At 72.2% G+C, this 25,000-nt stretch carries 24 protein-coding genes; 14 read left to right on the top strand and 10 right to left on the bottom strand.

The genetic code is table 11. The features are described 5' to 3' along the window. The first annotated feature begins 563 nt into the window (after positions 1 to 563). Complete coding sequence (locus C1A33_RS06575; protein WP_101830629.1) at positions 564 to 1,856, top strand: RNA 5'-3' helicase PhoH2; 1,293 nt, start codon at positions 564 to 566, stop codon at positions 1,854 to 1,856. Positions 1,857 to 2,045: 189 nt separating this feature from the next. Next, the gene (gene msrA / locus C1A33_RS06580; RefSeq protein ID WP_101830630.1) at positions 2,046 to 2,711 is read left to right on the top strand and encodes a peptide-methionine (S)-S-oxide reductase MsrA; all 666 of its coding nucleotides are present in this window, start codon (positions 2,046 to 2,048) and stop codon (positions 2,709 to 2,711) included. Positions 2,712 to 2,832: 121 nt separating this feature from the next. On the opposite strand, the gene C1A33_RS06585 is transcribed toward msrA, so the two are convergent. Beyond that, the gene (locus C1A33_RS06585) at positions 2,833 to 3,141 is read right to left on the bottom strand and encodes a hypothetical protein (protein WP_101830631.1); all 309 of its coding nucleotides are present in this window, start codon (positions 3,139 to 3,141) and stop codon (positions 2,833 to 2,835) included. 486 nt (positions 3,142 to 3,627) lie between these two features. On the opposite strand from C1A33_RS06585, the gene C1A33_RS06595 reads away from it, so the two are divergent. The 3 genes from C1A33_RS06595 (at position 3,628) to C1A33_RS06605 (ending at position 5,253) form a co-directional block, all read left to right on the top strand. After that, the gene (locus C1A33_RS06595; RefSeq protein WP_243407258.1) at positions 3,628 to 3,897 is read left to right on the top strand and encodes a hypothetical protein; all 270 of its coding nucleotides are present in this window, start codon (positions 3,628 to 3,630) and stop codon (positions 3,895 to 3,897) included. Continuing rightward, on the top strand, positions 3,894 to 4,253 hold the full coding sequence (locus tag C1A33_RS06600; protein ID WP_101830633.1) for a type II toxin-antitoxin system PemK/MazF family toxin: 360 nt from the start codon (positions 3,894 to 3,896) through the stop codon (positions 4,251 to 4,253). Before C1A33_RS06595 ends, C1A33_RS06600 begins: the two co-directional genes overlap by 4 nt. Positions 4,254 to 4,326: 73 nt before the next feature. Further along, positions 4,327 to 5,253, top strand: coding sequence for a MerR family transcriptional regulator (locus C1A33_RS06605; protein ID WP_101830656.1), 927 nt, complete (start codon positions 4,327 to 4,329; stop codon positions 5,251 to 5,253). 67 nt (positions 5,254 to 5,320) lie between these two features. Here the strand turns inward: C1A33_RS06605 and C1A33_RS06610 are convergent, their stop codons facing one another. Both C1A33_RS06610 and C1A33_RS06615 read right to left on the bottom strand, forming a co-directional pair. Further along, positions 5,321 to 6,166, bottom strand: a complete 846-nt coding sequence (locus C1A33_RS06610) for an HAD-IIA family hydrolase (protein ID WP_101830657.1) — start codon at positions 6,164 to 6,166, stop codon at positions 5,321 to 5,323. A 120-nt stretch (positions 6,167 to 6,286) separates the two neighbouring features. Then, the gene (locus C1A33_RS06615; RefSeq protein ID WP_101830634.1) at positions 6,287 to 6,544 is read right to left on the bottom strand and encodes a hypothetical protein; all 258 of its coding nucleotides are present in this window, start codon (positions 6,542 to 6,544) and stop codon (positions 6,287 to 6,289) included. Positions 6,545 to 7,088: 544 nt separating this feature from the next. Here C1A33_RS06615 and C1A33_RS06620 point away from each other — a divergent pair. After that, complete coding sequence (locus tag C1A33_RS06620; protein ID WP_101830635.1) at positions 7,089 to 7,652, top strand: hypothetical protein; 564 nt, start codon at positions 7,089 to 7,091, stop codon at positions 7,650 to 7,652. Positions 7,653 to 7,777: 125 nt separating this feature from the next. Here the strand turns inward: C1A33_RS06620 and C1A33_RS06625 are convergent, their stop codons facing one another. Then, a complete protein-coding gene (locus C1A33_RS06625) occupies positions 7,778 to 9,319 on the bottom strand; it encodes a hypothetical protein (protein ID WP_101830636.1) in 1,542 nt (513 codons plus the stop codon). A gap of 208 nt (positions 9,320 to 9,527) precedes the next feature. Between C1A33_RS06625 and ppk2 the strand changes: the two genes are divergently transcribed. After that, the gene (gene ppk2, locus C1A33_RS06630) at positions 9,528 to 10,421 is read left to right on the top strand and encodes a polyphosphate kinase 2 (protein WP_101830637.1); all 894 of its coding nucleotides are present in this window, start codon (positions 9,528 to 9,530) and stop codon (positions 10,419 to 10,421) included. A gap of 240 nt (positions 10,422 to 10,661) precedes the next feature. Further along, the gene (locus tag C1A33_RS06635) at positions 10,662 to 11,318 is read left to right on the top strand and encodes an adenylate kinase family protein (protein ID WP_101830638.1); all 657 of its coding nucleotides are present in this window, start codon (positions 10,662 to 10,664) and stop codon (positions 11,316 to 11,318) included. A 52-nt stretch (positions 11,319 to 11,370) separates the two neighbouring features. Here the strand turns inward: C1A33_RS06635 and C1A33_RS06640 are convergent, their stop codons facing one another. After that, on the bottom strand, positions 11,371 to 11,958 hold the full coding sequence (locus C1A33_RS06640; protein ID WP_101830639.1) for a hypothetical protein: 588 nt from the start codon (positions 11,956 to 11,958) through the stop codon (positions 11,371 to 11,373). 719 nt (positions 11,959 to 12,677) lie between these two features. Here C1A33_RS06640 and C1A33_RS06645 point away from each other — a divergent pair. From C1A33_RS06645 to C1A33_RS06655, 3 genes are all read left to right on the top strand, one after another. Continuing rightward, positions 12,678 to 13,235 carry an NUDIX hydrolase gene (locus C1A33_RS06645; RefSeq protein ID WP_243407259.1) on the top strand — a complete coding sequence of 186 codons (558 nt, stop codon included), beginning with the start codon at positions 12,678 to 12,680 and terminating at the stop codon, positions 13,233 to 13,235. A gap of 71 nt (positions 13,236 to 13,306) precedes the next feature. Next, positions 13,307 to 14,014, top strand: a complete 708-nt coding sequence (locus C1A33_RS06650) for a nucleoside/nucleotide kinase family protein (RefSeq protein ID WP_243407260.1) — start codon at positions 13,307 to 13,309, stop codon at positions 14,012 to 14,014. A gap of 240 nt (positions 14,015 to 14,254) precedes the next feature. Next, positions 14,255 to 15,331, top strand: coding sequence for a serine hydrolase (locus C1A33_RS06655; RefSeq protein ID WP_243407261.1), 1,077 nt, complete (start codon positions 14,255 to 14,257; stop codon positions 15,329 to 15,331). A 112-nt stretch (positions 15,332 to 15,443) separates the two neighbouring features. On the opposite strand, the gene sthA is transcribed toward C1A33_RS06655, so the two are convergent. The 3 genes from sthA to C1A33_RS06670 all read right to left on the bottom strand — a co-directional run bounded on the left by sthA (position 15,444) and on the right by C1A33_RS06670 (position 20,153). Beyond that, the gene (sthA, locus tag C1A33_RS06660) at positions 15,444 to 16,853 is read right to left on the bottom strand and encodes a Si-specific NAD(P)(+) transhydrogenase (RefSeq protein WP_101830660.1); all 1,410 of its coding nucleotides are present in this window, start codon (positions 16,851 to 16,853) and stop codon (positions 15,444 to 15,446) included. Between the two features lie 573 nt (positions 16,854 to 17,426). Beyond that, positions 17,427 to 18,818, bottom strand: a complete 1,392-nt coding sequence (locus C1A33_RS06665) for a class II fumarate hydratase (RefSeq protein ID WP_101830641.1) — start codon at positions 18,816 to 18,818, stop codon at positions 17,427 to 17,429. Positions 18,819 to 19,187: 369 nt separating this feature from the next. Continuing rightward, entirely contained in the window at positions 19,188 to 20,153 is a 966-nt protein-coding gene (locus tag C1A33_RS06670; protein ID WP_101830642.1) for a 4-hydroxy-3-methylbut-2-enyl diphosphate reductase, read from the bottom strand. A gap of 145 nt (positions 20,154 to 20,298) precedes the next feature. On the opposite strand from C1A33_RS06670, the gene xseA reads away from it, so the two are divergent. Then, on the top strand, positions 20,299 to 21,513 hold the full coding sequence (gene xseA, locus C1A33_RS06675; protein WP_101830661.1) for an exodeoxyribonuclease VII large subunit: 1,215 nt from the start codon (positions 20,299 to 20,301) through the stop codon (positions 21,511 to 21,513). Positions 21,514 to 21,536: 23 nt separating this feature from the next. Here the strand turns inward: xseA and C1A33_RS06680 are convergent, their stop codons facing one another. Beyond that, positions 21,537 to 21,836 (bottom strand): exodeoxyribonuclease VII small subunit, encoded by a 300-nt coding sequence (locus tag C1A33_RS06680; protein WP_101830662.1) that lies wholly within the window; start codon positions 21,834 to 21,836, stop codon positions 21,537 to 21,539. Positions 21,837 to 22,191: 355 nt separating this feature from the next. Between C1A33_RS06680 and C1A33_RS06685 the strand changes: the two genes are divergently transcribed. Next, positions 22,192 to 22,494 carry a hypothetical protein gene (locus C1A33_RS06685; protein WP_101830643.1) on the top strand — a complete coding sequence of 101 codons (303 nt, stop codon included), beginning with the start codon at positions 22,192 to 22,194 and terminating at the stop codon, positions 22,492 to 22,494. Between the two features lie 459 nt (positions 22,495 to 22,953). Here the strand turns inward: C1A33_RS06685 and C1A33_RS06690 are convergent, their stop codons facing one another. Next, positions 22,954 to 23,544 carry a DUF4245 domain-containing protein gene (locus tag C1A33_RS06690; RefSeq protein ID WP_101830644.1) on the bottom strand — a complete coding sequence of 197 codons (591 nt, stop codon included), beginning with the start codon at positions 23,542 to 23,544 and terminating at the stop codon, positions 22,954 to 22,956. Positions 23,545 to 23,986: 442 nt separating this feature from the next. Here C1A33_RS06690 and glpX point away from each other — a divergent pair, with 442 nt between their 5' ends. Continuing rightward, on the top strand, positions 23,987 to 24,973 hold the full coding sequence (glpX, locus tag C1A33_RS06695; protein ID WP_101830663.1) for a class II fructose-bisphosphatase: 987 nt from the start codon (positions 23,987 to 23,989) through the stop codon (positions 24,971 to 24,973). The last annotated feature ends 27 nt before the right edge of the window (positions 24,974 to 25,000 follow it).

Below are 25,000 nucleotides of genomic sequence, written 5' to 3' on the forward strand. Positions count from 1 at the left end.
GACCTCCGCCCCGGACCGGATCGCGTCTCGGGTTCTGATCTTCACGGTCGTCGGTGCGGCGGGTAGTGGCAGCGTGATGGCAACGTCGCAGCGGCCCGTGCCGCGAACATGGGGACAAATCGGACATGGCGCGCGCAGTTCGCGACACGGCCCCGCTGTCCCCCGCGCGCGCTTCCCATCCATGGGACGTCTGCCCCGACACCCGACGCCCGACACCCGACACCCGAACCCGGGAGTCAGGTGCTCGGCGGTTCGGGGTGCGGGGCGCGGGGAGGGTGTCGCGGACCGTCGCAGGACCGGCGCGATGTCACGGAGAGGCCACGGCAGGTGCGTGAGTAGGCAAAACGTTTCCGGTTCTTAACACAACGTGTTGCCAGAAGTGGGTCGCCATCGCCGCACGTGACGGCTACCGTGAGAGCCCTAGCGTCTCAAGCCGTGGTCCGGCGTGGTGCCGGACCTCTCGGGAGGCCCCTCGGTGCCGCAAGCGCGACTACACCAGGAGGCCGGTGCCCGGCTCCTGGAGGGGTCGGTCCCGGACTACCTCCGAGTAAGCGGGTGGGCGTGTGCCACGAACGCATGTCGTCGACACAAGCGTGCTGCTTTCTGATCCTGGCGCGCTGCTGCGGTTCGCGGAGCACAATGTCGTGCTCCCCCTCGTCGTCATAGGGGAGCTGGAGGGCAAGAGGAACCATCCGGAACTCGGCTGGTTCGCCCGGGAAGCCCTGCGCCTCCTGGACGACCTGCGCATCCGGCATGGTCGCCTCGACCAGCCGATCCCGCTGGCGGGTGGGGGAACGCTTCGGGTGGAACTTAATCACACCGATGCGGCAGTGCTTCCACCGGGGTTCCGGGTGGACACGAACGACTCGCGCATCCTGTGTGTCGCGATGAACCTGGCCGCCGAGGGCGCCGATGTCGTGCTGGTCACCAAGGACCTGCCACTGCGGGTCAAGGCCTCGGTCCTGGGCCTGCCCGCCGAGGAGTACCAGGCGCTGTCCCCGGTGGACACCGGCTTCTCCGGCATGGCGGAGCTCGCCGTCGCCCAGGAGGACCTCGACCGGCTGTACGCGCAGGAGTACACCGAGATCATCGAGGCGGCCGACCTGCCCTGCCACACTGGGCTGGTGCTCACGGCGGCGGGCGGCAGCGCGTCGGCCCTGGCTCGGGTCACCGCCGACAAGCAGGTCCGTCTCGTCCGCGGCGACCGGGACGCCTTCGGCCTGCACGGGCGGTCCGCCGAGCAGCGGGTGGCCCTCGACCTGCTGCTCGACCCGGACATCGGGATCGTCTCGCTCGGCGGCCGCGCCGGGACGGGCAAGTCCGCGCTCGCCCTGTGCGCGGGTCTCGAGGCGGTGATGGAGCGCCGCGCGCACCGCAAGGTGGTCGTCTTCCGCCCGCTCTACGCCGTGGGCGGGCAGGATCTCGGCTACCTGCCGGGCAGCGAGAACGAGAAGATGGCGCCCTGGGCGCAGGCCGTGTTCGACACACTCGGCGCGCTGGTCTCCCCGGAGGTCATCGAGGAGGTCGTCGACCGCGGGATGCTGGAGGTCCTGCCGCTGACGCACATCCGCGGCCGTTCGCTGCACGACGCGTTCGTGATCGTCGACGAGGCGCAGTCGCTGGAACGCGGGGTGCTGCTCACGGTGCTGTCCCGGCTGGGGCAGGGCTCCCGGGTGGTGCTCACCCACGATGTCGCGCAGCGTGACAACCTGCGGGTCGGCCGGCACGACGGTGTCGCCTCGGTCATCGAGACGCTCAAGGGGCATCCGCTGTTCGCGCACGTCACGCTGACCCGCTCGGAGCGCTCGCCGATCGCCGCGCTGGTCACGACGATGCTGGAGGACCTCGTCCTCTGAGACGGGTCGCGGGCGCGGGCTGGACGGCTCGCGCTCGCGTTCGCGTTCGGGGACGGGGCGGTTTCGGGGCCCCAGCGGGCCCCGGCCCTGGTGGGGGCGGGGCCCCGTCGGCGCGCCGGTGGACGGCGGGGAACGTCCGGGCGCTCTGGTTGGTTGTCAGGACAGACACTCCACCGGAGGTGGCATCAGATGTTCTTCGGCCGTCAGAAGTCCACGCTGGTCACGCCCGAGCAGGCTCTGCCCGGCCGGGATCGCCCCGTGTTCGCGGGCGATTCCCGGCACACGGTCCTCGGCACCTCGTTCGTCGGGCCGTTTCCCGACGGGCTGGAGACGGCCGTGTTCGGCCTGGGCTGTTTCTGGGGCGCCGAGCGGGCGTTCTGGCGGATCCCGGGCGTGTACACGACGGCGGTCGGCTACGCGGGCGGGTTCACCGAGAACCCGACCTACGAGGAGGTGTGCTCCGGGCTGACCGGGCACACCGAGGCCGTCCTGGTCGTGTTCGACCCGGCGAAGGTCAGCTACGAGACGCTGCTGAAGGCGTTCTGGGAGGGCCACGACCCGACCCAGGGCATGCGCCAGGGCAACGACGTCGGCACCCAGTACCGCTCGGCGATCTACACCACGTCCGACGCGCAGGCGGCGGCCGCCGCCACGAGCCGGGACGCGTTCGCGGGCGTGCTGGCCGGCGCCGGCTTCGGCGACATCACCACCGAGATCGCCCCCGCCGGCCCGTTCTACCTCGCCGAGGAGTACCACCAGCAGTACCTGTCGGACGCCAAGAACCCGCACGGTTACTGCGGCCTCGGCGGCACCGGCCTGTCCTGCCCCGTCGGCATCGCCACCGCCGACTCCTGACCCGCCATCGATCTATCAGACGGGGCGCGACTCACGGACAGCATCGCTGGCGAGCGCCTGCCGAGCGCGGTTGACGAGTACCCGGAGCACAACGGGTGGGCGGATCGCGCAGGCGGTCGGTTCAGACGTCGGCGAGTTCGCGGGCCTGCGTTCCGACCTCACGGATCGACCGATCCCAGCCGGGCGTCGCGCCGCCGACCGCGTGAACCGCTGAGCGGGTGGCGGCGAGGCTTCGTGCGACCGCCTCCTCCAGGTCACTCGCCTCGACGATCATCGTCACGTGTAGACAACCGGTGGTGAGGTTGGTACCGAGGTCGGTGTCGTCCGCGCCATGAAGATCGTAGAGAGCGTCGGCCAGCAGGTCGGACACCTCGTCGAGTCGATCCAGCGGCCCGACGACCTGTAGCTCGACCAGAATCCGGTACTTCACGGCACGTCCTCCTCCCGGCAGGTCTGCCGTCTCAGGTGCCCGCGGAGGTTCCTCTCATAGCCCGAACTCGACGGGGTCAGGTGCACCGTGTGCTTGTGGGCTCCGCAAGGGCAGTAGATCTTGAAATATTTTCTGCCCTTCTCGACAATCCAACCTTGTCTCTCCGCCTCTCGAAGGAGACACTCAAGTTCCTTGATCGGATGTCGTGGACGGGGCATGCCTCGACCTCCACTGAACGTACCCCGGGAAGCTGGTACCGGCGCCGGGATCGCCGGGGAACAACCCGAAGGTAGTTCGTGGGCGGGGCGTGGCCTGTGGCCCTGGGGGTGGCTGACCGCGACAGAACGACGCCGAGATCGAGATCAGCCGCCTCCTGACCGGACCCCGTCGCGGAAGGCCTGGCGGCTAGCTACCACGGGTGGATCACGGTCCTGTCAGCTACGGCCCATACTTGCGCGATCTATAGTGGCGCCCATAATGATCCCTATGGCGACAACCTCGATGCAGCTCGACTCCGCTCTTCGCGACGAGCTGGCGGAGATCGCCGTGCGGGACTTCGAGGGCGCTGCGCTGGGCGAGGTCGTGCGGCGCCTCGTCCGTGAGTACAAGATCCAGCGGATCCTTCGGCGTTACGAGGCCCTGCGCGCGGACCCCGAGGAGTGGGCCAGCTACCAGGCCGAGGCCCGTCTCACGGACAGCGTCGCGGGTGAGCGCCTGCCCAGCGCCGCGGAGGAGTATCCGGAGTACAACAGGTGAGCAGATCGCCGAGGCTCACGCCCTGGCAGGTATGGCTGGTGGACTTCGGCCAACCGGTGGGCCACGAGCAGGGCGGGATCCGCCCCGCCATCGTGGTCAGCTCGGCCCCGCACAGCCGGTTTCCCATCGAGATGGCTCTTGTCGTCCCGCTGACCTCGCGGGATCGAGGGCTTGAGCATCAGGTGCGTATCGACTCCCCGGCCAGCGGCCTGACCAGGCCCAGTTTCGCCCGTACCGAGGAGATCACGGCGGTGTCGACCGAGCGGTTCGTCCGGTCGACACCGCTTGGCGTCGCCGCTGACAGCGAGGTGGCCGCACTGCGCACCTGGTTGCGCGAGATGGTCGCCTTCTGCTGATCAGAGTCGACGCCACGCAGGCCGACACCGAAGTCTTGACTCTCCAGTCGGTGGAGGGTTCACGGTGGAGACCATGATGATCGGCCAGCTCGCGGCGAGCACCGGGCTGTCGGTGCGGACGCTGCGGTTCTACGCCGACGCCGGGGTGCTTCCGGTGCACGGGCGCACGGCGTCGGGGTACCGGATGTTCGGGCCCGACGCGGTGGCCCGGGCGCGCCTGGTGCGTACCCTGCGCGAGCTCGGCGTGGGTCTGGACGACATCAGGCGGGTGCTGGTGGCCGAGACGTCGTTGGACGACGTGGCCGCCGAGCATGTCCGTGCCCTCGACGCCCAGATCCGCGTGCTGCGTCTGCGGCGCGCGGTGCTGCGCGCGTTCATCGGATCCACCGACCCGGAGGAGCTGGGACGGATGAGCGAGCTGACCACCATGACCGCCGAGGAACGGCGGCGGATCGTCGACGGGTACCTGGACGCCGTCTTCGGCGACGATCCCGGCCCGGTCGGCGAAAGGCTTTCGATGGCCACGCCCGAGATGCCCGACGATCCGACCCCGGAGCAGGTCGCGGCCTGGGTGGAGATCGCCGGGCTGCTGCGCGACCCCGACTTCGTCGCCAGCAGCCGCCGGATGGCCGAGCGGGCCCGGGCCGAGGGACCGGAGCCGGACGTGGCCCAGTTCGAGGTCGGCAAGGCCATCGGCCGGCTCGCCGGCCCGGCCGCCCGGACCGGCGTCGACCCCGCCTCACCGCAGGCCCTGGACATCGTCGAGCGTCTCGAGGCCCTGGGCCCGGCGCGGCCCGCGGACGGCACCCAGCCGGACGACCGCACCCGGGTGGAGGAGCGCCTCCGCGCGGCCGAGCGCATCGACGCGTTCACGGACCGGCGGGTCGGCCGGTACTGGACGCTTGTCGGCATCATCAACGGCTGGGCGCCCGACCAGGCGCCCGCCGACGTCATCGACGCCTGGGAGTGGTACGCCCGCGCCCTGCGCGCCCACGCCTGACCCCGGCTGTCATCTCCCGCGCCCGGTGCCCACCCGCGAAGCGCGTGTCCGCCCACGTGCGGCGGGCCTACCTGAGATCGTCCCGTATGTCGCGGGCGGGGGTGACAGGAGTGAGGGCGCCGTCGATGGTGTGGACGTCGCGGCCGACGGGGATCTTGGCGATGCTGTCGACGACAGCGGTCGGGCGGTAGGGGAAGCGCTCGACGTCGTCGCGGCCGGTGATGCCGGACAGGACGAGGACGGTGTCCATGCCGGCCTCCAGGCCCGCGACGACGTCGGTGTCCATCCGGTCGCCGATCACCACTGTGGTCTCCGAGTGCGCGGCCAGCGTGTTGAGCGCGCTGCGCATCATCAGCGGGTTCGGCTTGCCGACGAAGTAGGGGGTGATACCGGTCGCCTTCGTGATCATCGCCGCGACGGCGCCGGTCGCGGGCAACAGGCCCTCCATGGACGGGCCGGTCGGATCCGGGTTCGTCGCGATGAACCGGGCCCCGTCGCGGACCAGCCGCACGGCGCGGGTGATGGCCTCGAAGCTGTAGGTCCGGGTCTCGCCGAGCACGACATAGTCCGGTGATCGGTCACTGAGCACATAGCCGATGTCGTGCAGGGCGGTGGTGAGGCCGGCCTCGCCGACGACATACGCCGAGCCGCCGGGCCGCTGGGTGTGCAGGAACAGCGCGGTCGCGAGCGCGGAGGTCCAGATCCGCTCGGGCGGAATGGACAGTCCCGAGCGGGACAGCCGCGCGGACAGATCACGAGCCGTGTAGATCGAGTTGTTCGTGAGTACCAGGAATCCGAGGCCCGCCGCGATGATGCCGGCGATGAACGCGTCCGCCCCGGCAATGGGGTGTTCCTCGTGGACGAGGACGCCGTCCATGTCGATGAGATAGTTCTCGATCATCCGTTCCGACATGGCCACTGATTCTGCCCGCCCGGGCGCGGCCCGGACGGGCGGGGTGGCCGCTGCGAGCGGTGTCTCACGGTGCCGCCGGCCCCGGGAGCGCGACGGTGGGCTCCGCGGGCGCGGCCGATCTCACAGCACCGCGATGCCGGCGGCCTGCTGGCCCACGGGCAGTGTCAGGCACAGCGCGGGGACCACGAGCCACATCCGCAGCCGTTCATCGCGTGCGTACCGGTGGGCGTGCTCGGGGGCCCGAAAGGGCCCCACCACGCCGCGGACCCGGTCGCCCGAGCCGCCGAGCACCACCACCGCCCAGGCGTCGGCGGTGGCGCTTCCCGTCTCCTCCGGCAGGGCGGGGGATTCCCACCAGACCGGTGCCGTGTTTACCATTCCAGCCCCCAGTGTTCTCGGTGATGACCCCCGTGACCACGGCACATAATTCGGCGCGGACCGGCTCTCGCCGGAATGATCGCCGTTTGATCCCCATCCCACCGCGTGCCACGGACGGCTTCTCCTCGATATCCTGCGCGTTTTTCGGCAGGTGTCCACGAAACGGCATTATTCGCGGCTGATCCTTTTCGTCCCGCGGTGGAACGTGCATCTGCATTGGCCGCTGCCCGGTCACTCTCACCAGGCATACGTGGCGGAACCCGGCGTGCCCGCGCGGTCGGAAAGCGTGGGAAACCCGCACGGGGCGAACCGTCAAGGGTGAGCGACGTTCCGTCGGGGATGGCCCGAAGGGGGAGCGGAGTACCCGTGCGGGGGCGGGTACTGCCCGGTGGCAACGAGGGCGCCGCTGGTCACGGGCGTGCGGACGCCGGATGACGCGGAGATGACGGTGCGTGGACGCGATGGTCGCCGGCCAGTCCGGGGCAACGTCGGGGTTGACCTGGACGTCTTTTCTGTCGGTTACTTCTCACCATGTGGGGGATCCGTGCGACGGCGTCGTAACGACTACCGGACCTGGGAGGAACTCTCCCTCCAGGAGCGCCGCCGCGGCCTCGCCGTCCTGGCCATCGTCGGGGCCGGCGCGGTCACCGCCGTGTATCTCGTCGTCGGCGGTGGCGGCGCCCAGGCCGAAGCGGCCGGCGCGCCCGCGCCACCGACCGTCGACACCGGCGCCCAGCTCGGCGCGTGGTACGCCGGCACGGCGGAACTGCGCACCCAGATCGTGACGGCCGTCAACGCCGTCCGCGCCGACATCCAGGCCTCCGACGGGACCGCGCTGCGGCCCGCCTGCGTCCAGCTCGGCCAGATCGTCGAGGGCATCGCCGGTCTCGGCCAGCCGCCGACCGCCACCGCCAGCCGGACCTGGACCGCCGGCGCCACCGCCTACTCCCAGGCCGTCACCGCCTGCGGCAACCTCTTCGACGGTACCCAGCTGCCGCCGCCGGTCCTGCTGGCGCGGACCACCGAGGCACTCAACACCGCCGACGGCCAGTGGACGACCCTCGCCGCCCAGATCGGCGCCCCCGCCCAGATCGTCCCGGCGAGTTAGCCGACGGCACCGTTCGCGGTGCCCCGTCCGGGGGCCGCCGCGCAGCCGCCGACCCCGCCGGCCCGTCCCCGCCGGCCCGTCACCCGCCGGCCCGTCACCGCTGGCGGGCCATCCGGGCGCGGCGGTCAGGAGCCGCCGGTGGGACGGCGGAAGAGGACGGCGGTCGGCGCGGCCGGGGTGAGGGTGGCCTTCGCGGGGGTGAACAGGAACGACTGTTGCGGCTGGCCGTTCGGGCCGAGCAGGAACGCCCGCTCGATCGACTCGACCTGGATGCGGGCACCCCGGTCGCGGCCCGCGCCCACGACCCGGGTGGCCTCGATCGCCGAGATGTCCTCGGCGACGGTGCCGGCCGGCAGCTCGACGGCGGTCGCCGCCGGCTGGTCCCGCTCGATCGCCCAGGCCGGGTAGATCTTGGCCGAGCGGTACGTCTCGGCGCTGCCGGACAGCCGCACGCCGATCGACACGCCGACCCAGCTGGTGTCGGTGTTCGGCGGGCCGACCGTGCTCTTGCGGATGATCAGATAGACGTAGTTGCGCGGGTCGCTGATCCTCGTCGCCGAGTTCAGCGTCTTGTCGTTGTCGACCTTGCCCTCGCGGGCGATCTCCTGCGACATCACCCAGTAGGTCCAGGGGTTCTCGTCCATCGCGCGCTCACGGGCGACGGCGTTCGGGTCGAGGTTCGTGGCCGCCGACAGGGCGAAGCGCATCTGGCCGTCCGGGTTCGGGCAGACGCCGTTGTTCATCGAGCAGGTGCCGATGATCGCGTGCGTTCCCTCGTAGCGGCCGGTGAACGGCACGGTGGTGTGGTCGGGGCCCTGGAGCACGGGGCTGCCGGGGACCGCGTTGCCTGCCGCGTCGATCTCCACCTGGTAGGTCCACTCGATGTCGGTGGTGCGGCCCCACACCGCCATGAGCTCCGGCGTGGACGTGCCACCGTCCTCGTTGCTCCACACCGTCGAGTAGGTCAGCAGCCGGTGCCCGGCGACGGCGGTCGGTGCCTCGGAGTGGAAGGCGAGCAGCGGGGTGTCGGTGACGGCGTTCTGGAACGGCCCGCCCGCCAGCGGGTCCGCGGCCACCCCCGCAGTGCCGGACGTGCCGGCGGTGCTGGAGGTGCCGGCGGTGCTGGAGGTGCCGGTCGAGCCGGACGCGGTGCCGGTGCCGGCGGTCGCCGCGGCCGCGGTCCGGCCGTAGAGGACCGGCGCGTGCGCGAGCGCCTGGTAACCGGTGTCCTGCGGCGTCACCGCGCGGAAGGTGAGGTTGGTCAGGCGGGCCGACGCGGCGCCTCGGGGCGAGCGGTCGGCCGCGAAGGCCGCGCGCAGGGTGTGGGCGCCGGCGGCCAGGTGCCCCAGCGCCAGGCTCCGCCTGATCGGGAACGAGGCGGGGATGACCACGTCGGTGGCGTAGGCGTTGTCGACGAACAGTGACACCACCGCCGACTCGCTGCCCGGTGAACCCCAGGAGACGCCAGGGGCCGCGGTGGTGACGTCGAGCAGGACCTCGCCGTCGGCGCCGGTCCGGAACGGCACGGACGCGTCCTGCCCGCGGTTCAGCACCACCTCGGGCGGCGGGTCGGCCGTCTTCGAGCCCGAGCCGCACGCCCCGAGCCCGACCGTCAGTGTGGCGGCGGCCAGGGCCGCACCGAGAGCCCGCCGCAGTCCCCTCGACACCCGCGTTCCCCTCCTGCAATACGGGAGCTCGCCACCCGCGCGGCCGTTCCCCACCACCCGCATTCCGATACACATCCTGCTCTTTGACGATTCGTTCCCCCGCACCGGTATGGCGCGTCCGCGCCGGCCGGCCGGCCCGGCGGGGTTGACGGTTCGGTGACGGCGGTGGTCCGGTGGGGTTCGCGTGGCGCGGAGAGGCGGTGGGCACATGGCCGGTGACGGTGCTCGGGACGGCCGGGGCGGTCAGGCCGGCGAGGGCGGGTCGGGGGCGGCGGATCCCTCGGTCACGGCCGCGCTCGCGGCCGGGATCACGCCGCGGCGACTGTCCCGCAAGGAGTATGAGAAGGAACTGGCCCGGCTGCAGACCGAGCTCGTCCGGATGCAGGAATGGATCGTCCACACCGGGTACCGGCTGGTCGTGGTGTTCGAGGGGCGCGACACCGCCGGTAAGGGCGGCACCATCAAGCGGATCATCGAGCGGCTCAACGCCCGGCAGTGCCGGGTCGTCGCGCTCGGGACGCCGACCGAGCGCGAGCGCACGCAATGGTACTTCCAGCGCTACGTCCCGCATCTGCCGGCCGCCGGCGAAATCGTGCTGTTCGACCGCAGCTGGTACAACCGGGCCGGGGTCGAACGGGTCATGGGATTCTGCACGGAGGCCGAGTACGAGGATTTCGTGCGCACCTGCCCGCAGCTCGAGCGCGCACTGGTCCGGTCCGGGATCGTCCTGGTGAAGTACTGGCTCTCGCTGAGCGACGAGGAACAGGAGCGGCGTTTTCAGGAGCGCATCGACGACCCCGGGAAGCGATGGAAGCTGTCCGCGATGGACCTCGAGGCCCGGGCCCGCTGGGTGGATTTCGCCCGGGCGAAGGACGAGATGTTCGCGTACACCGACGTCCGAGAGGCACCGTGGCACGTCGTCGATGCCGACGACAAACGTACCGCCCGGCTCAACCTCATCAGTCACCTGCTGTCCGTCGTCCCCTATGAGGACGTTCCGCATGAGCGCATCGTGCTGCCGGACCGCCAGCGCGCGGCGTACAGCCGGCCCCCGATAGACAGCCAGACCTGGGTGCCGGCCCGGTACCTGCCGGACGCCTGACCGGGGGCCTGGATCGCCCCCTACGGGCCATCCGCCGCGGGTGAGGCGCGTCTCGAGACCGCGGCGGACGGCCCGGCGGGGACGGCACGCAGACCCGGGTAGGGGTGCCTCTCGCCCGGCCCGGGCCGCCGCCGGCACTCCTTCGCGGTCGCGCCGGGGCAGCGACCGGCCATTCGCCGAGCGGATACGGTAACCGGCAGGGAATGGCGGGGCGGACGGTCGGAGCGGGAGAGGTACTTCGTGCGGAAGTTCGTCATCATGGGAGTGCAGGGCAGCGGCAAGGGAACCCAGGCGACGATGCTGGCGCGGGACTTCGACCTCGTCCACATAAGCGTCGGCGACGTCTTCCGGTGGAACGTGAAGAACCATACAAAGATCGGCGCCCAGGTGAAGCGTACTGTGGCGGCAGGCCGACTGGTGGGCGACCATCTGGTGGAATCCGTGGTGCGTGACCGGCTGAACGAGCACGACTGGAACTACGGTTTCATCATCGACGGGTTCCCGCGCAACGCGCGCCAGGCGGAGTTCTTTCTGGAGAGCTACGACATCGACGGGGTCATCTATCTCGACCTGCCGGACGAGGAGGTCTACCGCCGCGTGCTCGCCCGGCGGCTGTGCTCACGCTGCGGCCTCGACTACAACCTGATAGCCAGTCGGCCGATCATTCCGGATACCTGCGACGTCTGCGGAGCACCGCTGCTGATCCGGCCGGACGACAACCCGCGCGCGCTGGCCGTGCGGCTGCGCGACTATCACGAGAAGACCCAGCCGGTGATGGAGATCTTCCAGCGCAAGGAGTTCGTCGCGGTCGTGGACGCCCGCCGCCCGCCGCGGGCGGTCCAGACCGAGATCCGCGGGTACTTCGACCTGCCCGACCTGGCGTCCGCGGCGGTCTGAGCCGTCGGCCAGGGCCAGCCTGCGCCGGCGGGCCCTGGCGCCGCCGCGGCGCCTACTGCTGCCTGGTGAAGACGAGGGCGCTCGCGTCCGCCTGCCCGATCCCGGCCGAACCGATGCTGCCGGTGATGCCGTGCCCGGTGAACGACATCGCGCGGGCGACTCCGCCGACGCCGACGTCCTGGGTGATGCGGTAGCCGGCCTGCGGGAGCGCGGTGCGGTAGAAGGCCGCCGCCTTGTCGCCGTCGACCCCGGTGAGGGTCACCGTGGAGGTCCGGCCGGTGGTCGTGCCGACCTTCACCTTGGCGCCCGGCGGGATGGGGAAGTCCGCGGGTACGTTCGTCCCCTTCAGCGCGTCCGCGCCGGTTGCCGCGCCGATGCGGCCCACGCCGGGGATCGAGGAGGGCAGGCCCGTGGGCAGGCCTGTCGGCAGTGCCGTGGGCAGGCCTGTCGGCAGTGCCGTGGGCAGGCCGGACGGCAGGCTCGTGGCGCCCGTCGTGGGCAGGTCGGTGCCGTCGGAGCCGCAGCCGGCGGTCAGCCCGGCGAGTCCGGCGAGCGCCAGCCCGGCGGCGATCACCGCGGCCCGGTGACGGGTCGGGCGAGGCGACCGGTGCGCCGCCTCGAGAGCCTGGCTGTCCCGCATGGTGGTCCTCCTGGAGATCCCGTACGGCCGTCCGGTCCGGGGCCGCTGTGCGCCGGTCCGTCCTGCGGGCGCCGGTCGTCCGCGTTGGCCCCGGTTTCCTCGCCGACCCTAGCCCGGGCGCTCGGGAACGCGACGCACGGTGTCGGCAGGGCGTCAGCCGGCGCGGGCGCGTCGCCGCGTCGCCGGCTCCACCCGGAGGGCGACGGGTTGCCCCCGTCTGGGTGGCACCTTTGGGCGGGTCGGCACCTACGGAAGCACAAGGACCGCCCATCGGTGGCGCCAGGAGGGAGGCGTGCCGGGGGCCGGCTCCGGGCCGCGACCAGCGGGTGTGAGCACTGACCTGGGGGGGCTACCGGGCGGCAACCTTAAGATGATGCAAAATTTCGTGTTTGCGGCACGAGGAAGGTTTCGTGATGGTAGGGGCGGGGAATGCGGCAGGGTAGGTCTTGCCGTGTTTGTCCGCTTCATCCGATCCTGGAGGGGTTGATCGACATGCCGGAGTCGACGACGGGCGGCGCGACGGGCGCACGCCGCACGTCTCCGCCGCCGGGTGTCGCTCTCCGTGGCGAGGCCTGCGGGGGCGAGGTAGCTTTCCGATTTGTACCGATACAGCACGATCTCTCGACACTCTAAGTGAGGGTATGTGTGCAGTACGAACTTCGGCGTGTCCCGTCCAGGTGTTCCGTGGTGAACCCTCGACCGCTGTACCTTCCCTGAGCGTGGCAGTCACCAACAACGGGGTGATCGGTGTGGCCCTCGGCTACATCGAGGCGAACCCGGATGAGATGGAGCTGCTGCGGTCACTCGTCGTGCTCGCGCTCCACGGGCCGTCGATCACGGCGCGCAGCACGACTCCGGCCCACGTCACCTGCCGTGCCGCGATCGTGTCCCCGGACTGGCGGGTCCTGGAGGTCATGGACGGCACGACGTCCCGCTGGCACCTGCCGGGCGGCCACGTCGACGCCGACGACTCGTCCCTGCTCGGCGCCGCCCTGGGCCTCGCCGCCCGCCGCGCCGGGGTCGAGACGAACATGGTCATCCCCGGCGGGATCATCCCGTTCGACGTCGACGCGACCGTCATCGAGGCCGCGCCGCTGCTCGGCGAGCCGGCCCACGTCCACTACGACATGACGTACCTGTTCCACATCGAGGATCGCAGCCTCGCCGTGCCCGACGCCGCCGCGAACCGCATCCGCTGGATCGATCCCGGGCAGGTCGACGGCCGGCTCGGCACCAAGCTCAGCCGCGCCTCCCGGGCGGCCCGGCTCGTTCCCTGACCTCGCCGGCGCCCGGCGATGACGGCGGCCGCCACCGGCGGCCCGCGACGATCGTCGGGCTCGCCGCGGCGGTGGACCGGGCCGACGCGCTGCTCGCACGGAGCGCGGGCCGACGCCTGCTCGGGATCGTCGGCCCGCCCGGCGCGGGCAAGAGCACCCTCGCCGAGCGGCTCGTCGCCGAACTCGAGGCACGGCACGCCCGCCCGGCTCCGCTCGCCGGACCGGCCGCTGTCGCCGGCCGGGTCTCGCCCGCCGGCCGGGTCTCGCCCGCCGGGCAGGCGCCGCTCGTCGGGCAGGCGCCGATGGACGGCTTCCACCTGCCCGGCGCCGAGCTGCGCCGCCGCGGCCTCGCCGGGCGCAAGGGCGCGCCGGACACGTTCGACGCCGCCGGCTACGCGGCGCTGCTGGCCAGCCTGCGCGCCGACGGGCTCCCGCAGGTGCGGGCGCCGTCGTTCGACCGTGACCTGGACGAGCCGGTGCCCGGCACCCACCTGATCACGCCAGACGTCCGCCTGGTCGTCTGCGAGGGCAACTACCTGCTGCTCACCAGCGGCGACTGGGCGCTGGTGCGGCCCTCGCTCGACGAGACGTGGTACCTGCGCGCGGACGTCGAGCTCACCCGGCCCCGGCTCCTCGCCCGGCACCGGGCCGGTGGGCTCGACGCGCGGCAGGCCCGGGAACTGGTCGAGGGCAACGACCTTCCCAACGGCCGCCTCGTCGCCGCGACGGCGCGCCGCGCCGACCACGTCGTGGAGCTGGCTCCCGGCGAACTGGGGTGACGTCCCAGCGGATATCGATGTGTTGTTTTCGGCGCCGGGTTGTCACGGTGACGACTGCCGTCAATATGGTCTTATAGCGTCGTTGTGGAACATCGTCGAGGAAACATCCTTGTGGCTCGGCGGCGCCGGCTTTTCGTCGGCGTAAAAGGTGGAAGTCGTTTGCTTCGGCCTCTTCTGGTAATGGTCCGTATTAGTTAGACAGGCGGCGTGCAGGGGAGATGGGTACGCCGAAGGGGTGTCGTGGTCGCCGGGCTGACGGCGGCGGCCGTCGGGGGTGGAGCACTGCTGGGGTCGGGCGGCGGCGCCGCACCGGCGGGCGGCGGCAGTCCGGCTGCCGCCGGGTCGAGAAGCACCGTGCCGGCGAGGATCGCCGCCGACTGGCCGGGGGGCGTCTCCTCCGCGCTGGGCGACGGCGTGGTGCGCAGGGCTCGACCGGCCGGCGGCGCGCTCACGGTCCAGCCGGTGGCCGCGACCTCCACCTCCACCTCCACCTCCACCTCGACCTCCACCTCCACCTCCACCTCCACCTCCACCTCGACCGCGACGTCCTCGTCGGCGGCGCGGACGTCGCCGGCGGCCGGCTCCGCGGCGACGGGCGGCGGGCTCGCCGCGTCGTTCCGGGCCTACCTGCGCGGGCGGCCGGGGCACGTCAGCGTCGCCCTGTACGACGCGGTGGCCGGGACCACCGTCGCCGTCACCGATCCGGCCGTGTCGGGGTACGAGACGGCCAGCTCCGTCAAGCTCGACATCCTCACCGCGCTCGTGCTGCGGGCCGGTGCGTCCGGCCAGCTCACGGCGCGGCAGAAGGCGCTGGCCCGCACCATGATCTCGGTGAGCGACAACGGTGCCGCGAGCGCCCTGTGGGCCGACGCCGGCGGCGCGGCGGGGATGAAGGCGTTCTTCGCCCGGCTCGGGATGCGGGCGACGACGGCGGGTCCGGGCGGCAGGTGGGGCCTGACCCGCACGACCGCGGCGGACCAGCTGGCCGTGCTGCGGGCCATCGCCTATCCGGGCGTGCTGACGGCGGCGCAGCGCGGGGTCGTCAGCGGGCTGCTGCGCACGGTCGTGCCCTCGCAGCGCTGGGGGCTGACCGGCGGCGTGCCGGCCGGCGTCACGGTGGACCTGAAGAACGGCTGGCTGCCGCGGTCGAGCGGTTGGGTGATCACCAGCCTGGCGCACGTCCACGGCGCCGGCCGCGACTATGTGATGGCGGTCTACACGAAGAACGGGCCGAGCATGTCCTCCGGCGTGAGCACCGTCGCCGGCCTGTCCGCGCTGGCCTGGCGCGCCGTGGGGGTGTCCGTGGCGGCCCGGTAGCGTGCCCTCGCCGTCGGCGCCGTCACGGGCGGGGGACCGGGAGCCTGGGCCCGGCCCATGACGGGCGCTGGCGGGACGGTGCGCCACCGGGCGCGGGGGCGCCGGGTGGGTCCTAGGCGCTGAAGCGGGCGACGGCCCGCATCTTGTTCGTCGCGTCGAGCGCGGCGACCTTGTAGGACTCGGCGAGCGTCGGGTAGTTGAACACGCTGTCGACGAGGTAGTCGATCGTGCCTTCGCAACCCATGACGGTCTGCCCGATGTGGATCAGCTCGGTGGCGCCGGTGCCGAAGACGTGCACGCCGAGCAGCCGCCGGTTCTCCGGGCTGACCAGCAGCTTGAGCATCCCGTACGAGTCCCCGAGGATCGCCCCGCGGGCGAGCTCACGGTAGCGGGCGATGCCCACCTCGAACGGGATGGCCTGCTCGGTCAGCTCGTCCTCGGTGCGCCCGACGTAGGAGATCTCCGGGATGGTGTAGATCCCGATCGGCATGAGCTCGGCGCGCAGCGCGTTGACCTCCTCCCCGCACGCGGAGTACGCGGCGAGGCGGCCCTGCTCCATCGACGTCGCGGCGAGCGCGGGGAACCCGATCACGTCGCCGACGGCGTAGATGTGCTCGACCTCGGTGCGGAAGTCCGAGCCGACCTTGATCCGCCCGCGGTTGTCCGCGGACAGGCCCGCGGCGGGCAGGTTGAGGATGTCGGTGAGGCCCTGGCGGCCGGCGGAGTACATCACCGTGTCCGCCGGGAGCTTCTTGCCGCTCTCCAGCAGCGTCAGCGTCCCGCCGTTGTGCCGCTCGACGGAGACCACCGACTCGCGGAACCGGAACGTCACCGCCAGGTCCCGCAGCTGGTACTTCAGCGCCTCGACGATCTCCACGTCACAGAAGTCGAGCATCCGGTCTCGGCGCTCGACGACGGTGACCTTGGTGCCCAGCGCCGCGAACATCGAGGCGTACTCGATACCGATGACCCCGGCACCGACCACGACCATCGACCGCGGCAGCTTCTCGAGGGCGAGGATCTGGTCGCTGTCGACGACCGTGCGGCCGTCGAAGTCGACCGTGTCCGGCCGGGCGGGCCGGGTGCCCGTCGCGATGATGATCCGCTCGGCGTGGACCCGCCGGTCCTCGATCTCGCCCGCCGCCCGCACGCTCACCGTGTGCGGGTCGATGAAGCTCGCCAGCCCCGTCAGCAGCGTGACGTGGTTGCGGCTGAGCTGGCTGCGGATCACGTCGATCTCGCGGCTGATCACATGCCGGGTTCGGGCGGACAGATCACCGACGGTGATGTCGTCCTTCACCCGATAGCTCGACCCGTACAACTCGCGCTGCGACATGCCCGTCAGGTAGAGGACGGCCTCCCGCAGCGTCTTCGACGGGATCGTGCCAGTGTTGATACTGACCCCGCCGATCATCTCCCGCTTGTCCACGATCGCGACCCGCCGGCCGAGCTTCGCGGCCGCGATGGCAGCCTTCTGCCCGCCGGGTCCGGACCCGATGACGAGGACGTCATAGTCGAACACCGTCACCTCCCCGCATTCTTTCCGGCTCCCGGTAGAACCAGAGGCTATCTGCCGTGAGGGGTCGGGTCGGCAGGTTGCACGGTCTTGTTACGTTTATTTCTCCTCCGGGCTTTCCCGCCAGTGTTTCAGCCATGCGATATCACGCGGCGTAGATGGCACGGATTCCGTCCGTGATAACCAGGATGTGCCGTTGCGCCCGACGCGGTCGCCTCCGTGCCGGCCGCCGGTCCGGCCGCCCAGCCCCGCCATCCGGTCGTTCGGCGAGATGGTGCCCGGGTACCCGTAACGCACGCGTCGCTGTCTCGTTAGACAGGGCGCGGGGATCGTGGAGGCTGTCTGGGGGGTCTTCCACGGTCCCCGCCGTGGCCGCGCCCAGCGGGTCATCGCTGCCGGGACGGACGCCCGCCCACGCGTCACGGGCGGTGCGCGGGAGCCGATGACGGCCCTGGCGGCGGCCACGGTCGGGCGCCGGCCCCGGAGTGGCGTCACTCCGGGGCCGGCCCGTAGGCATCGCCGCGCGTGACTCCGGGCCCCCGTGGGCCCGGAGCCCGCCTCTCATGCTGGTTACGGTGGTTACGGGTGCGTCATCGAGAGCACGTCGAGGGCGGCGTCGAGCTGGGCCTCGGTGAGCTTGCCGGCCTCGATGTAGCCGCGCTCGAGCACGACCTCGCGGATCGTCTTCTCCTCGGCGAGCGACAGCTTCGCCACCTTCGCCGCCTCCTCGTACCCGATGTACTTGTTGAGCGGGGTGACGATGGACGGCGACGACTCGGCGTACCGCCGGCACCTCTCGACGTTGGCCCTGATCCCGTCGACACACTTGTCGGCGAGCAGGCGGCTGATCGTCGACAGGATGTGGATCGACTCCAGCAGGTTGCGGGCGATCACCGGCAGCATGACGTTGAGCTCGAAGTTGCCCGCCGAACCGCCGAACGCGACGGCCGCGTCGTTCCCGACGACCTGCGCGACGACCTGGCAGACCGCCTCCGGGATCACCGGGTTGACCTTGCCGGGCATGATCGACGAGCCCGGCTGCAGGTCGGGCAGGTGGATCTCGCCGAGCCCCGCCCGCGGCCCGGACGAGGCCCAGCGCAGGTCGTTCGCGATCTTGTAGAGCGACAGTGCGATGACCCGCAGCACGCCGGACGCCTCGACGAGCCCGTCCCGCGACGCCTGCGCCTCGAAGTGGTTGCGGGCCTCGGTCAGCGGCAGGCCGGTGCTCGCCGCCAGCTCCGCGATGACGGCGGCGGAGAAGCCGGGCGGCGTGTTGATCCCGGTGCCGACCGCGGTGCCACCAAGGGGCAGCTCCCCGACCCGGGGCAGCGCCACGTTCAGGCGCTCGACGCCGAGCCGGACCGCCGCCGCGTACCCGCCGAACTCCTGCCCGAGGGTCACCGGGGTGGCGTCCATCAGGTGCGTGCGACCCGACTTCACCACGTCAGCGAACTCGGCCTCCTTGCGGCCCAGCGACGCCGCCAGGTGCTCCAGCGCCGGGATCAGCTCCTGGACGATGCCCTGGGTGGCGGCGACGTGGATCGACGACGGGAACACGTCGTTCGACGACTGCGACGCGTTGACGTGGTCGTTCGGGTGCACCGGCCGGCCGAGCCGCTCGGAGGCCAGTGACGCGAGCACCTCGTTGGTGTTCATGTTCGACGACGTGCCGCTGCCCGTCTGGAAGACGTCGAGCGGGAAGTGCTCGTCCCAGTCACCCCGGGCGACGTCGGCGGCGGCATCGGAGATCGCCTCGGCGATGTCGGCGTCGAGCACGCCGAGCTTGGCGTTCACGGTCGCCGCGGCCGCCTTGATCCGCGCGAGCGCCTGGATGTGCGCGCGGGAGATGCGCTGGCCGGAGACGGGGAAGTTCTCCACCGCCCGCTGCGTCTGGGCCCGCCACCGGGCCGACGCCGGTACCCGGACGTCGCCCATGCTGTCGTGCTCGATGCGGTATTCCTGCTCGCTCATGCGCCCGTTCTCCCGAAGTTCCGTCATCATCGACTCCCGCCGGCAGCCGGCGACGCGGCCGCGGCCGACGCCCCGGCTGGCAGCGGCCAGCTGGTCTGCACGCCGGCGCCCACCCTCCGGCGGAAGGCCGCGCGGACGCCGGCCCCAGGGGCGACCCTAGGACATGTTCGGCGGACGGCGCCCGTTCCGATCCGGGCCATGGGCGCTCTCACAGTCCTTCCCGCCGGGGCGGCCCTTCGACCGTCGTCGGCTGGCCGGGCACGGACGGTCACCGCGGTGGGCGCGGGAGAAAACGGCGACGCCGCGACGCGGGAGGCGTCGCGGCGTCGGGATGGAGCCCGGAGGCCGGGCCAGGTACGGGTGCCTCGGTCAGGAGGCGGCGGTCTCGCGCTCGTGGGCGCGCAGGTCGCGGCGGAGCTCCGGGGGGAGAGCGAACAGGAGGTGCTCCTCGGCGGAGGTGACCTCCTCGACGTCGGCGAAGCCGCGCTCGGCGAGCCAGGCCATGACGCCGGTGACGAGCTCCTCGGGAACCGACGCGCCGGAGGTGACGCCGACGGTCTCGACGCCGTCGAGCCAGCCCGCGTCGACCTCGGTGGAGTCGTCGACGAGGTAGGAGGCGGGGACGCCGGCGTCGAGGGCGACCTCGACGAGGCGGACCGAGTTCGACGAGTTGCGCGAGCCGACGACGATGAGCAGGTCGACCTTCTCGGCGATCTCCTTGACGGCGACCTGGCGGTTCTGCGTCGCGTAGCAGATGTCCGAGTTCGGCGGGCCCTGCAGGTGCGGGAAGCGCTCGCGCAGGGCGTGCACGGTGGTCATCGTCTCGTCGACGGACAGCGTCGTCTGGGAGAGGAAGGCGACCCGCTCCGGGTCGCGCACGTTGACCCCGGCGGCGTCCTCGGGACCGTCGACCAGGTGGATGCGGTCGGGCGCCTGCCCGGTGGTGCCGACGACCTCCTCGTGGCCCTCGTGGCCGATGAGCAGGATGTCGTAGTCCTCACGGGCGAACCGACGCGCCTCGGAGTGCACTTTGCTGACGAGTGGACAGGTGGCATCGATGGTGCGCAGCTGGCGCGCTGAGGCCTCCTCGTGCACGGTCGGCGCGACGCCGTGCGCGGAGAAGACGACCGTGGCACCCTCGGGCACCTCATCGGTCTCGTCGACGAAGATGGCACCCTTGGCCTCCAGCGTCGTCACGACGTGAAGGTTGTGCACAATCTGCTTGCGTACGTAGACAGGTGAGCCGTAGAGCTCCAGCGCCTTCTCCACGGTCACGACAGCTCGATCGACACCGGCGCAGTAGCCGCGCGGCTTGGCAAGAAGGACCCGGCCCATGCTGGGCAGTCTACGCTGCGCGGGGCGGGCTGGAAGAGGCGCGGGCGATGCATCACCCGATGGCGACAACGTCCGATCCGGTCCGGGGGTGGCGGTCGACGGGACCTCGCGGGTCCGGTCACAGGTCCCCGCTACCGTGCCCCGCATGGCCCTGACCTCGACTCCCGAACAGCCCCTGCCGGTGCGCACGGTCTCGCGCGCGGTCGGGGACTGGATCCACCGACTCGGCCGGGTATGGGTCGAGGGGCAGGTGACCCAGCTCGTCCGCCGCCCCGGAATGGGCACTGTCTTCCTCACCCTGCGGGACCCCGTCGCGGACATCTCCCTGCGGGTCACCTGCCCCCGGGCGGTCTGCGAGGCGGTCGGCCCCGCGCTGGTCGACGGTGCCCGGGTGGTCGTCTGGGGGAAGCCGTCGTTTCACCCGGGGCGGGGCACGCTTTCCCTTGCGGTGGTGGAGATTCGCCCGCTCGGCGCGGGGGCGTTGCTGGCCCGGCTGGAGCAGTTGCGGGCGACGCTCGCCGCCGAGGGCCTGTTCGCGGCGGGCCGCAAGCGCCGCCCGCCGTTCCTGCCGGCGGCCGTCGGGCTGATCACCGGGCGGGCCAGCGCCGCCGAGCGGGACGTCGTTGAGAACGCCCGGCGGCGCTGGCCGGCGGTGCGGATCGTGCTGCGGGAGGTGGCCGTCCAGGGGCCGCTGGCGGTGTCCCAGGTGATCGACGCGTTGGCCGAGCTCGACCGGATCGCCGAGGTCGAGGTGATCGTCATCGCCCGCGGCGGCGGCTCGCTGGAGGACCTGCTGCCGTTCTCCGACGAGGCGCTGCTACGCGCCGTGGTGGCCGCGCGGACCCCGGTGGTGTCGGCCATCGGACACGAGCAGGACGCGCCGCTGCTCGACTTCGTCGCCGACGTGCGCGCGTCCACACCGACGGACGCCGCCAAGCGGATCGTGCCGGACGTCGGCGAGCAGTCGGCCGCCGTCGCCCAGCTGCGTGCCCGCGCTCGCCGCACGGTCGAGCACCGGCTCGACCGGGAGGAGCGCCACCTCGCCGACCTGCGCCGGCGGCCCGCCCTCGCCGCGCCGGGGCGCGACCTGGACCGCCGCGAGCAGGACGTCGCCGCGCTGCTGGCCCGGTCCCGCCGCTGCGTCCACCACGCGCTCGACGTCACCGAGCGCGACCTGGTGTCCACCCGGGCACGGATGCGGGCACTGTCGCCGGCCGCCACGCTCGACCGCGGGTACGCCGTCGTGCAGCGGGAGTCCGACGGCGCGGTCGTGCGCGCGCCCGGGCAGGTCGGGCCGGGGGAGCGGCTCGCCCTGCGCCTGGCCGGCGGCCAGCTGCGCGCCGAGGCCGTCGCGGACTGAACCGCCGCGCGCCGGCGCGCGCGTCAGGTGGCGGGCTGGTCGGCGGCGGTCAGCCGGGTGCGGGCGCCCTCCAGCAGGGACTGGCAGACCCGGGCCAGCTCCTCGCCGCGCTCCCACAGCGCGAGTGACTCCTCCAACGACACCCCGCCGGCCTCCAGCCGGTGCACGACATCCTCCAGCTCGGCCCGCGCCGCCTCATAGCTCGGCGCGGACGGCCTGGGGCCATCGAACGCCGGGTCCCCGGCCGCCGGACCGCCGGGCGCCGGACCGCCGGGCGTCGGACCGCCGGGCGTCGAGGCGTTGGACGACGGGCCTTCGGACATCGCCACCTCCGGGTGCCTTCTATTGCTCAAATCCCGGCCAACCCGAAACCGTGGCCCCATCGGGGCGCAGGGCGCGGCGCAGGCGGTGCGAGCACAATTCGAACAGCACGCGTCAGCCTATTGCGCAGCCGATCCGACACCTCGCACGCACGTGCTTCGGAGGGGGCAATGCCACCCTCGCCCAGCGCAACGTGATATCAATCGGGCGACAATCGTGGTCGAAGTGGGTTGGCCTGGTGGAGACCCATAGTACAAGGTCACTGCAGGACGTTTCCGATTGGCGGCGGTCCGCGGTTGCGTGGGCCCCGCTCGGCTGACCGCCCGCCTGGCGCGGGCGGCTCGGAGGTACCAGCACATGCCCGGCGCACGTCCGTCCCCCCGACGTCCCGCCGTCGGAGATCACTTCAGTCGGCAGGCGGTCTCCGCCGCCGACGCGGCGTTCCCCGGCCCCCGTTCCCACCGGTCGGGGCCGGGTCCGGCCGCCGGCGCCTGGTCGCGCGCCCGGGCCAGCCGCCCGCTCCTGCGGCGCGCGGTCGGCCTCATCGTGGGAATGGCCGTCCTCATTCCGGCGGCCACCGCGCTGGACGGTTCACGCAGCCCGCACGTCTCCCACCCGACCCGGCCGCCTTCCGTGGCCGCCGGGGTCGCCCAGCACTAGCTAGGCCGTGCCTCGGGTTGCGATCTTTGTGTCGGGCAGTCGCGTCAGCGGTCCGAGGCCGTTCACGGCCGGCGGTCCTTGACAGCGTTCTGACACCGTCACCGCGTTCGCTGTCAGAAACCTAGGGACAAACCGGACACGACACGCCAGGAAATTGGCATCACGCCGCCTTCCCCTGCGGCCACTCCCCCTCCACGGGAAGTCCCCCGCCTCCTCGCCGTTCCGGCCGCCACCCACACCAAGATTGATCATGAATGGGTGGTGTCGGGGCGCCGCAGGCGGGCGGCGGCGTCCACACGAGGACGGCCCGAGAGATCACACCTCGACACGCGGCCTAGGTCTCGCGTCGAGACGCCGATGCCGATGCCGGCGACGGCGCGGGTCGCCCAGCCACCAGGTGGCGCGTCGAGGTGTGATCTCCCGTCAGAACCCTCGGGGGCGGGGTACGAGGCGCGGACGTCAGCCGCCGCCGGTGGCCTCGACCGGGCGCAGTGACCGCGCGAGCGTGACCAGGTCCGGCTGGTCGGCGCCGCCGCCGTGGCCGCCGCCACCGTCGTCGATGACCACGGTGAGGCCGTCGTCGGCGCGGCTGATCGCCACATGGCCGGCGGAGTCGGGGCGCGCCTGCCACGTGACGCCGTCGACGTCCACGGTCCCGCGGGCGGGTCGGTCGCCGAGCAGCTTCTGCACCGCGTCCGGCGCGTTGCTCTCCCGCAGCCGGGCGTACGTCCGGCTGCCGGGCCGGTCGATGACGTAGCCGATGGTCACCTCGGCGACGGTGTCGCCGGCGCCGCCCTCGGGCACGGTCATCCGCACCGAGGTCGCCTTCCACAGATCGGCGGGCAGGCCGGCGGGTGCGAGCGGGGTGTAGGGGGTCTGCCGGGCGAACGCCGTCATCGGCTCGGCGGTCGGGACGACCTTGATGGCCTGCTCGTCGCTGCCGCGCGGTATCACGAAGATGACGAAGACGAGGACGCCGGCCATCACCGCGCCGAGGGAGAGCACCATGTCGCGGACCGTCTCCTGGCCGCGTCGCTGTCGTTGTGCCACGTCCCCATCTTCCAGGTAAGCGCCGGCCGGCGGCGGCGCGGGAGCGGCTGGACGGGCCCCATCCGGCCTGGCTGTGGCCGGGATCTCGCCCACGGTGGGTCGCTGGGCGCGCGCCACCCGTGGGAACCGCCCGTACGAGCGCGGGCGGCCGTCACGCCCCCTCCGCGTGACGGCCACCCGATCAAAGCGTTGGACGCGTGTGTGGGGCGGAAGGTTGCACGGAAATTTTCGGCCTGCCTCGTGTCGCCCGTACGACAGACGGGAGGTGCGATCCGGTCCGCGCGCTCCGGTTGTCGGCGGTACCGTTGAGGCGGGTAGCGGACGTCACCCCCGCTCGTATCACGGGCGCCCGGGCAGCGGCCGAACTAGGCTCACGGCCGTGCCTTCCGCTCCCCATGCCTCCGCCGCCAGGCCCGACTCGGCCGTGCCCGACACGCTGGCCGTGCAGGAGCAGGCCCCGGACCGCAACCTCGCTCTCGAACTCGTCCGTGTGACCGAGGCCGCCGCGCTCGCCGCCGCGCGCTGGGTCGGCCGCGGTGACAAGAACGGCGCCGACGGCGCCGCCGTCGACGCCATGCGCAGGCTCGTCGGCACCGTGTCGATGCGCGGCGTCGTCGTCATCGGCGAGGGGGAGAAGGACGAGGCCCCCATGCTGTTCAACGGCGAGCAGGTCGGCTCGGGCGAGGGCCCGGAGTGTGACGTGGCCGTCGATCCGGTCGACGGGACGACCCTGACCTCCAAGGGCATGAACAACGCCGTGTCGGTGATGGCGGTCAGCGAGCGCGGCTCGATGTACGACGCCAGCGCCTGCTTCTACATGGAGAAGCTGGTCACCGGCCCCGAAGCGGCCGCCGTGGTGGACATCACGGCGTCGGTCGAGGACAACGTGCGGGCGGTCGCGAAGGCGAAGGCGGTGCACCCGCGCGACGTCACCGTGGTCGTCCTCGATCGTCCCCGGCACACCGAGCTGGTCGAGCAGATCCGCGCCGCCGGCGCCCGGGTGAAGCTGATCTCCGACGGCGACGTGGCCGGCGCGGTGATGGCCGCGACCTCGGGCACCGGCGTCGACCTGCTGCTCGGGGTCGGCGGCACGCCGGAGGGGATCATCGCCGCCTGCGCGGTCACCTGCCTCGGCGGAGTGATCCAGGGTCGGCTGTGGCCCAAGGACGACGCCGAGCGCCGCAAGGTCGTCGAGCTCGGCCACGATCCCGCCCGGGTGCTGTCCACCCGCGACCTGGTGGCCAGCGACAACGTCTTCTTCGTCGCGACCGGAATCACGGATGGCGAGCTGCTGGCCGGGGTACGGTACCGGCCGGGTGGAGCCAACACGTCCTCGCTGGTCATGCGGTCGCGGTCGGGCACCATCCGGCGCGTGGACAGCCAGCACCAGCTGACCAAGCTGCAGGCGTACTCCACCGTCCCGTTCTGAGGTCACGGCGGGAGGCGATCGGGGGGC

Origin of the sequence: Frankia canadensis, assembly GCF_900197875.1 — a bacterium.
Taxonomy (GTDB): domain Bacteria; phylum Actinomycetota; class Actinomycetes; order Frankiales; family Frankiaceae; genus Frankia; species Frankia canadensis.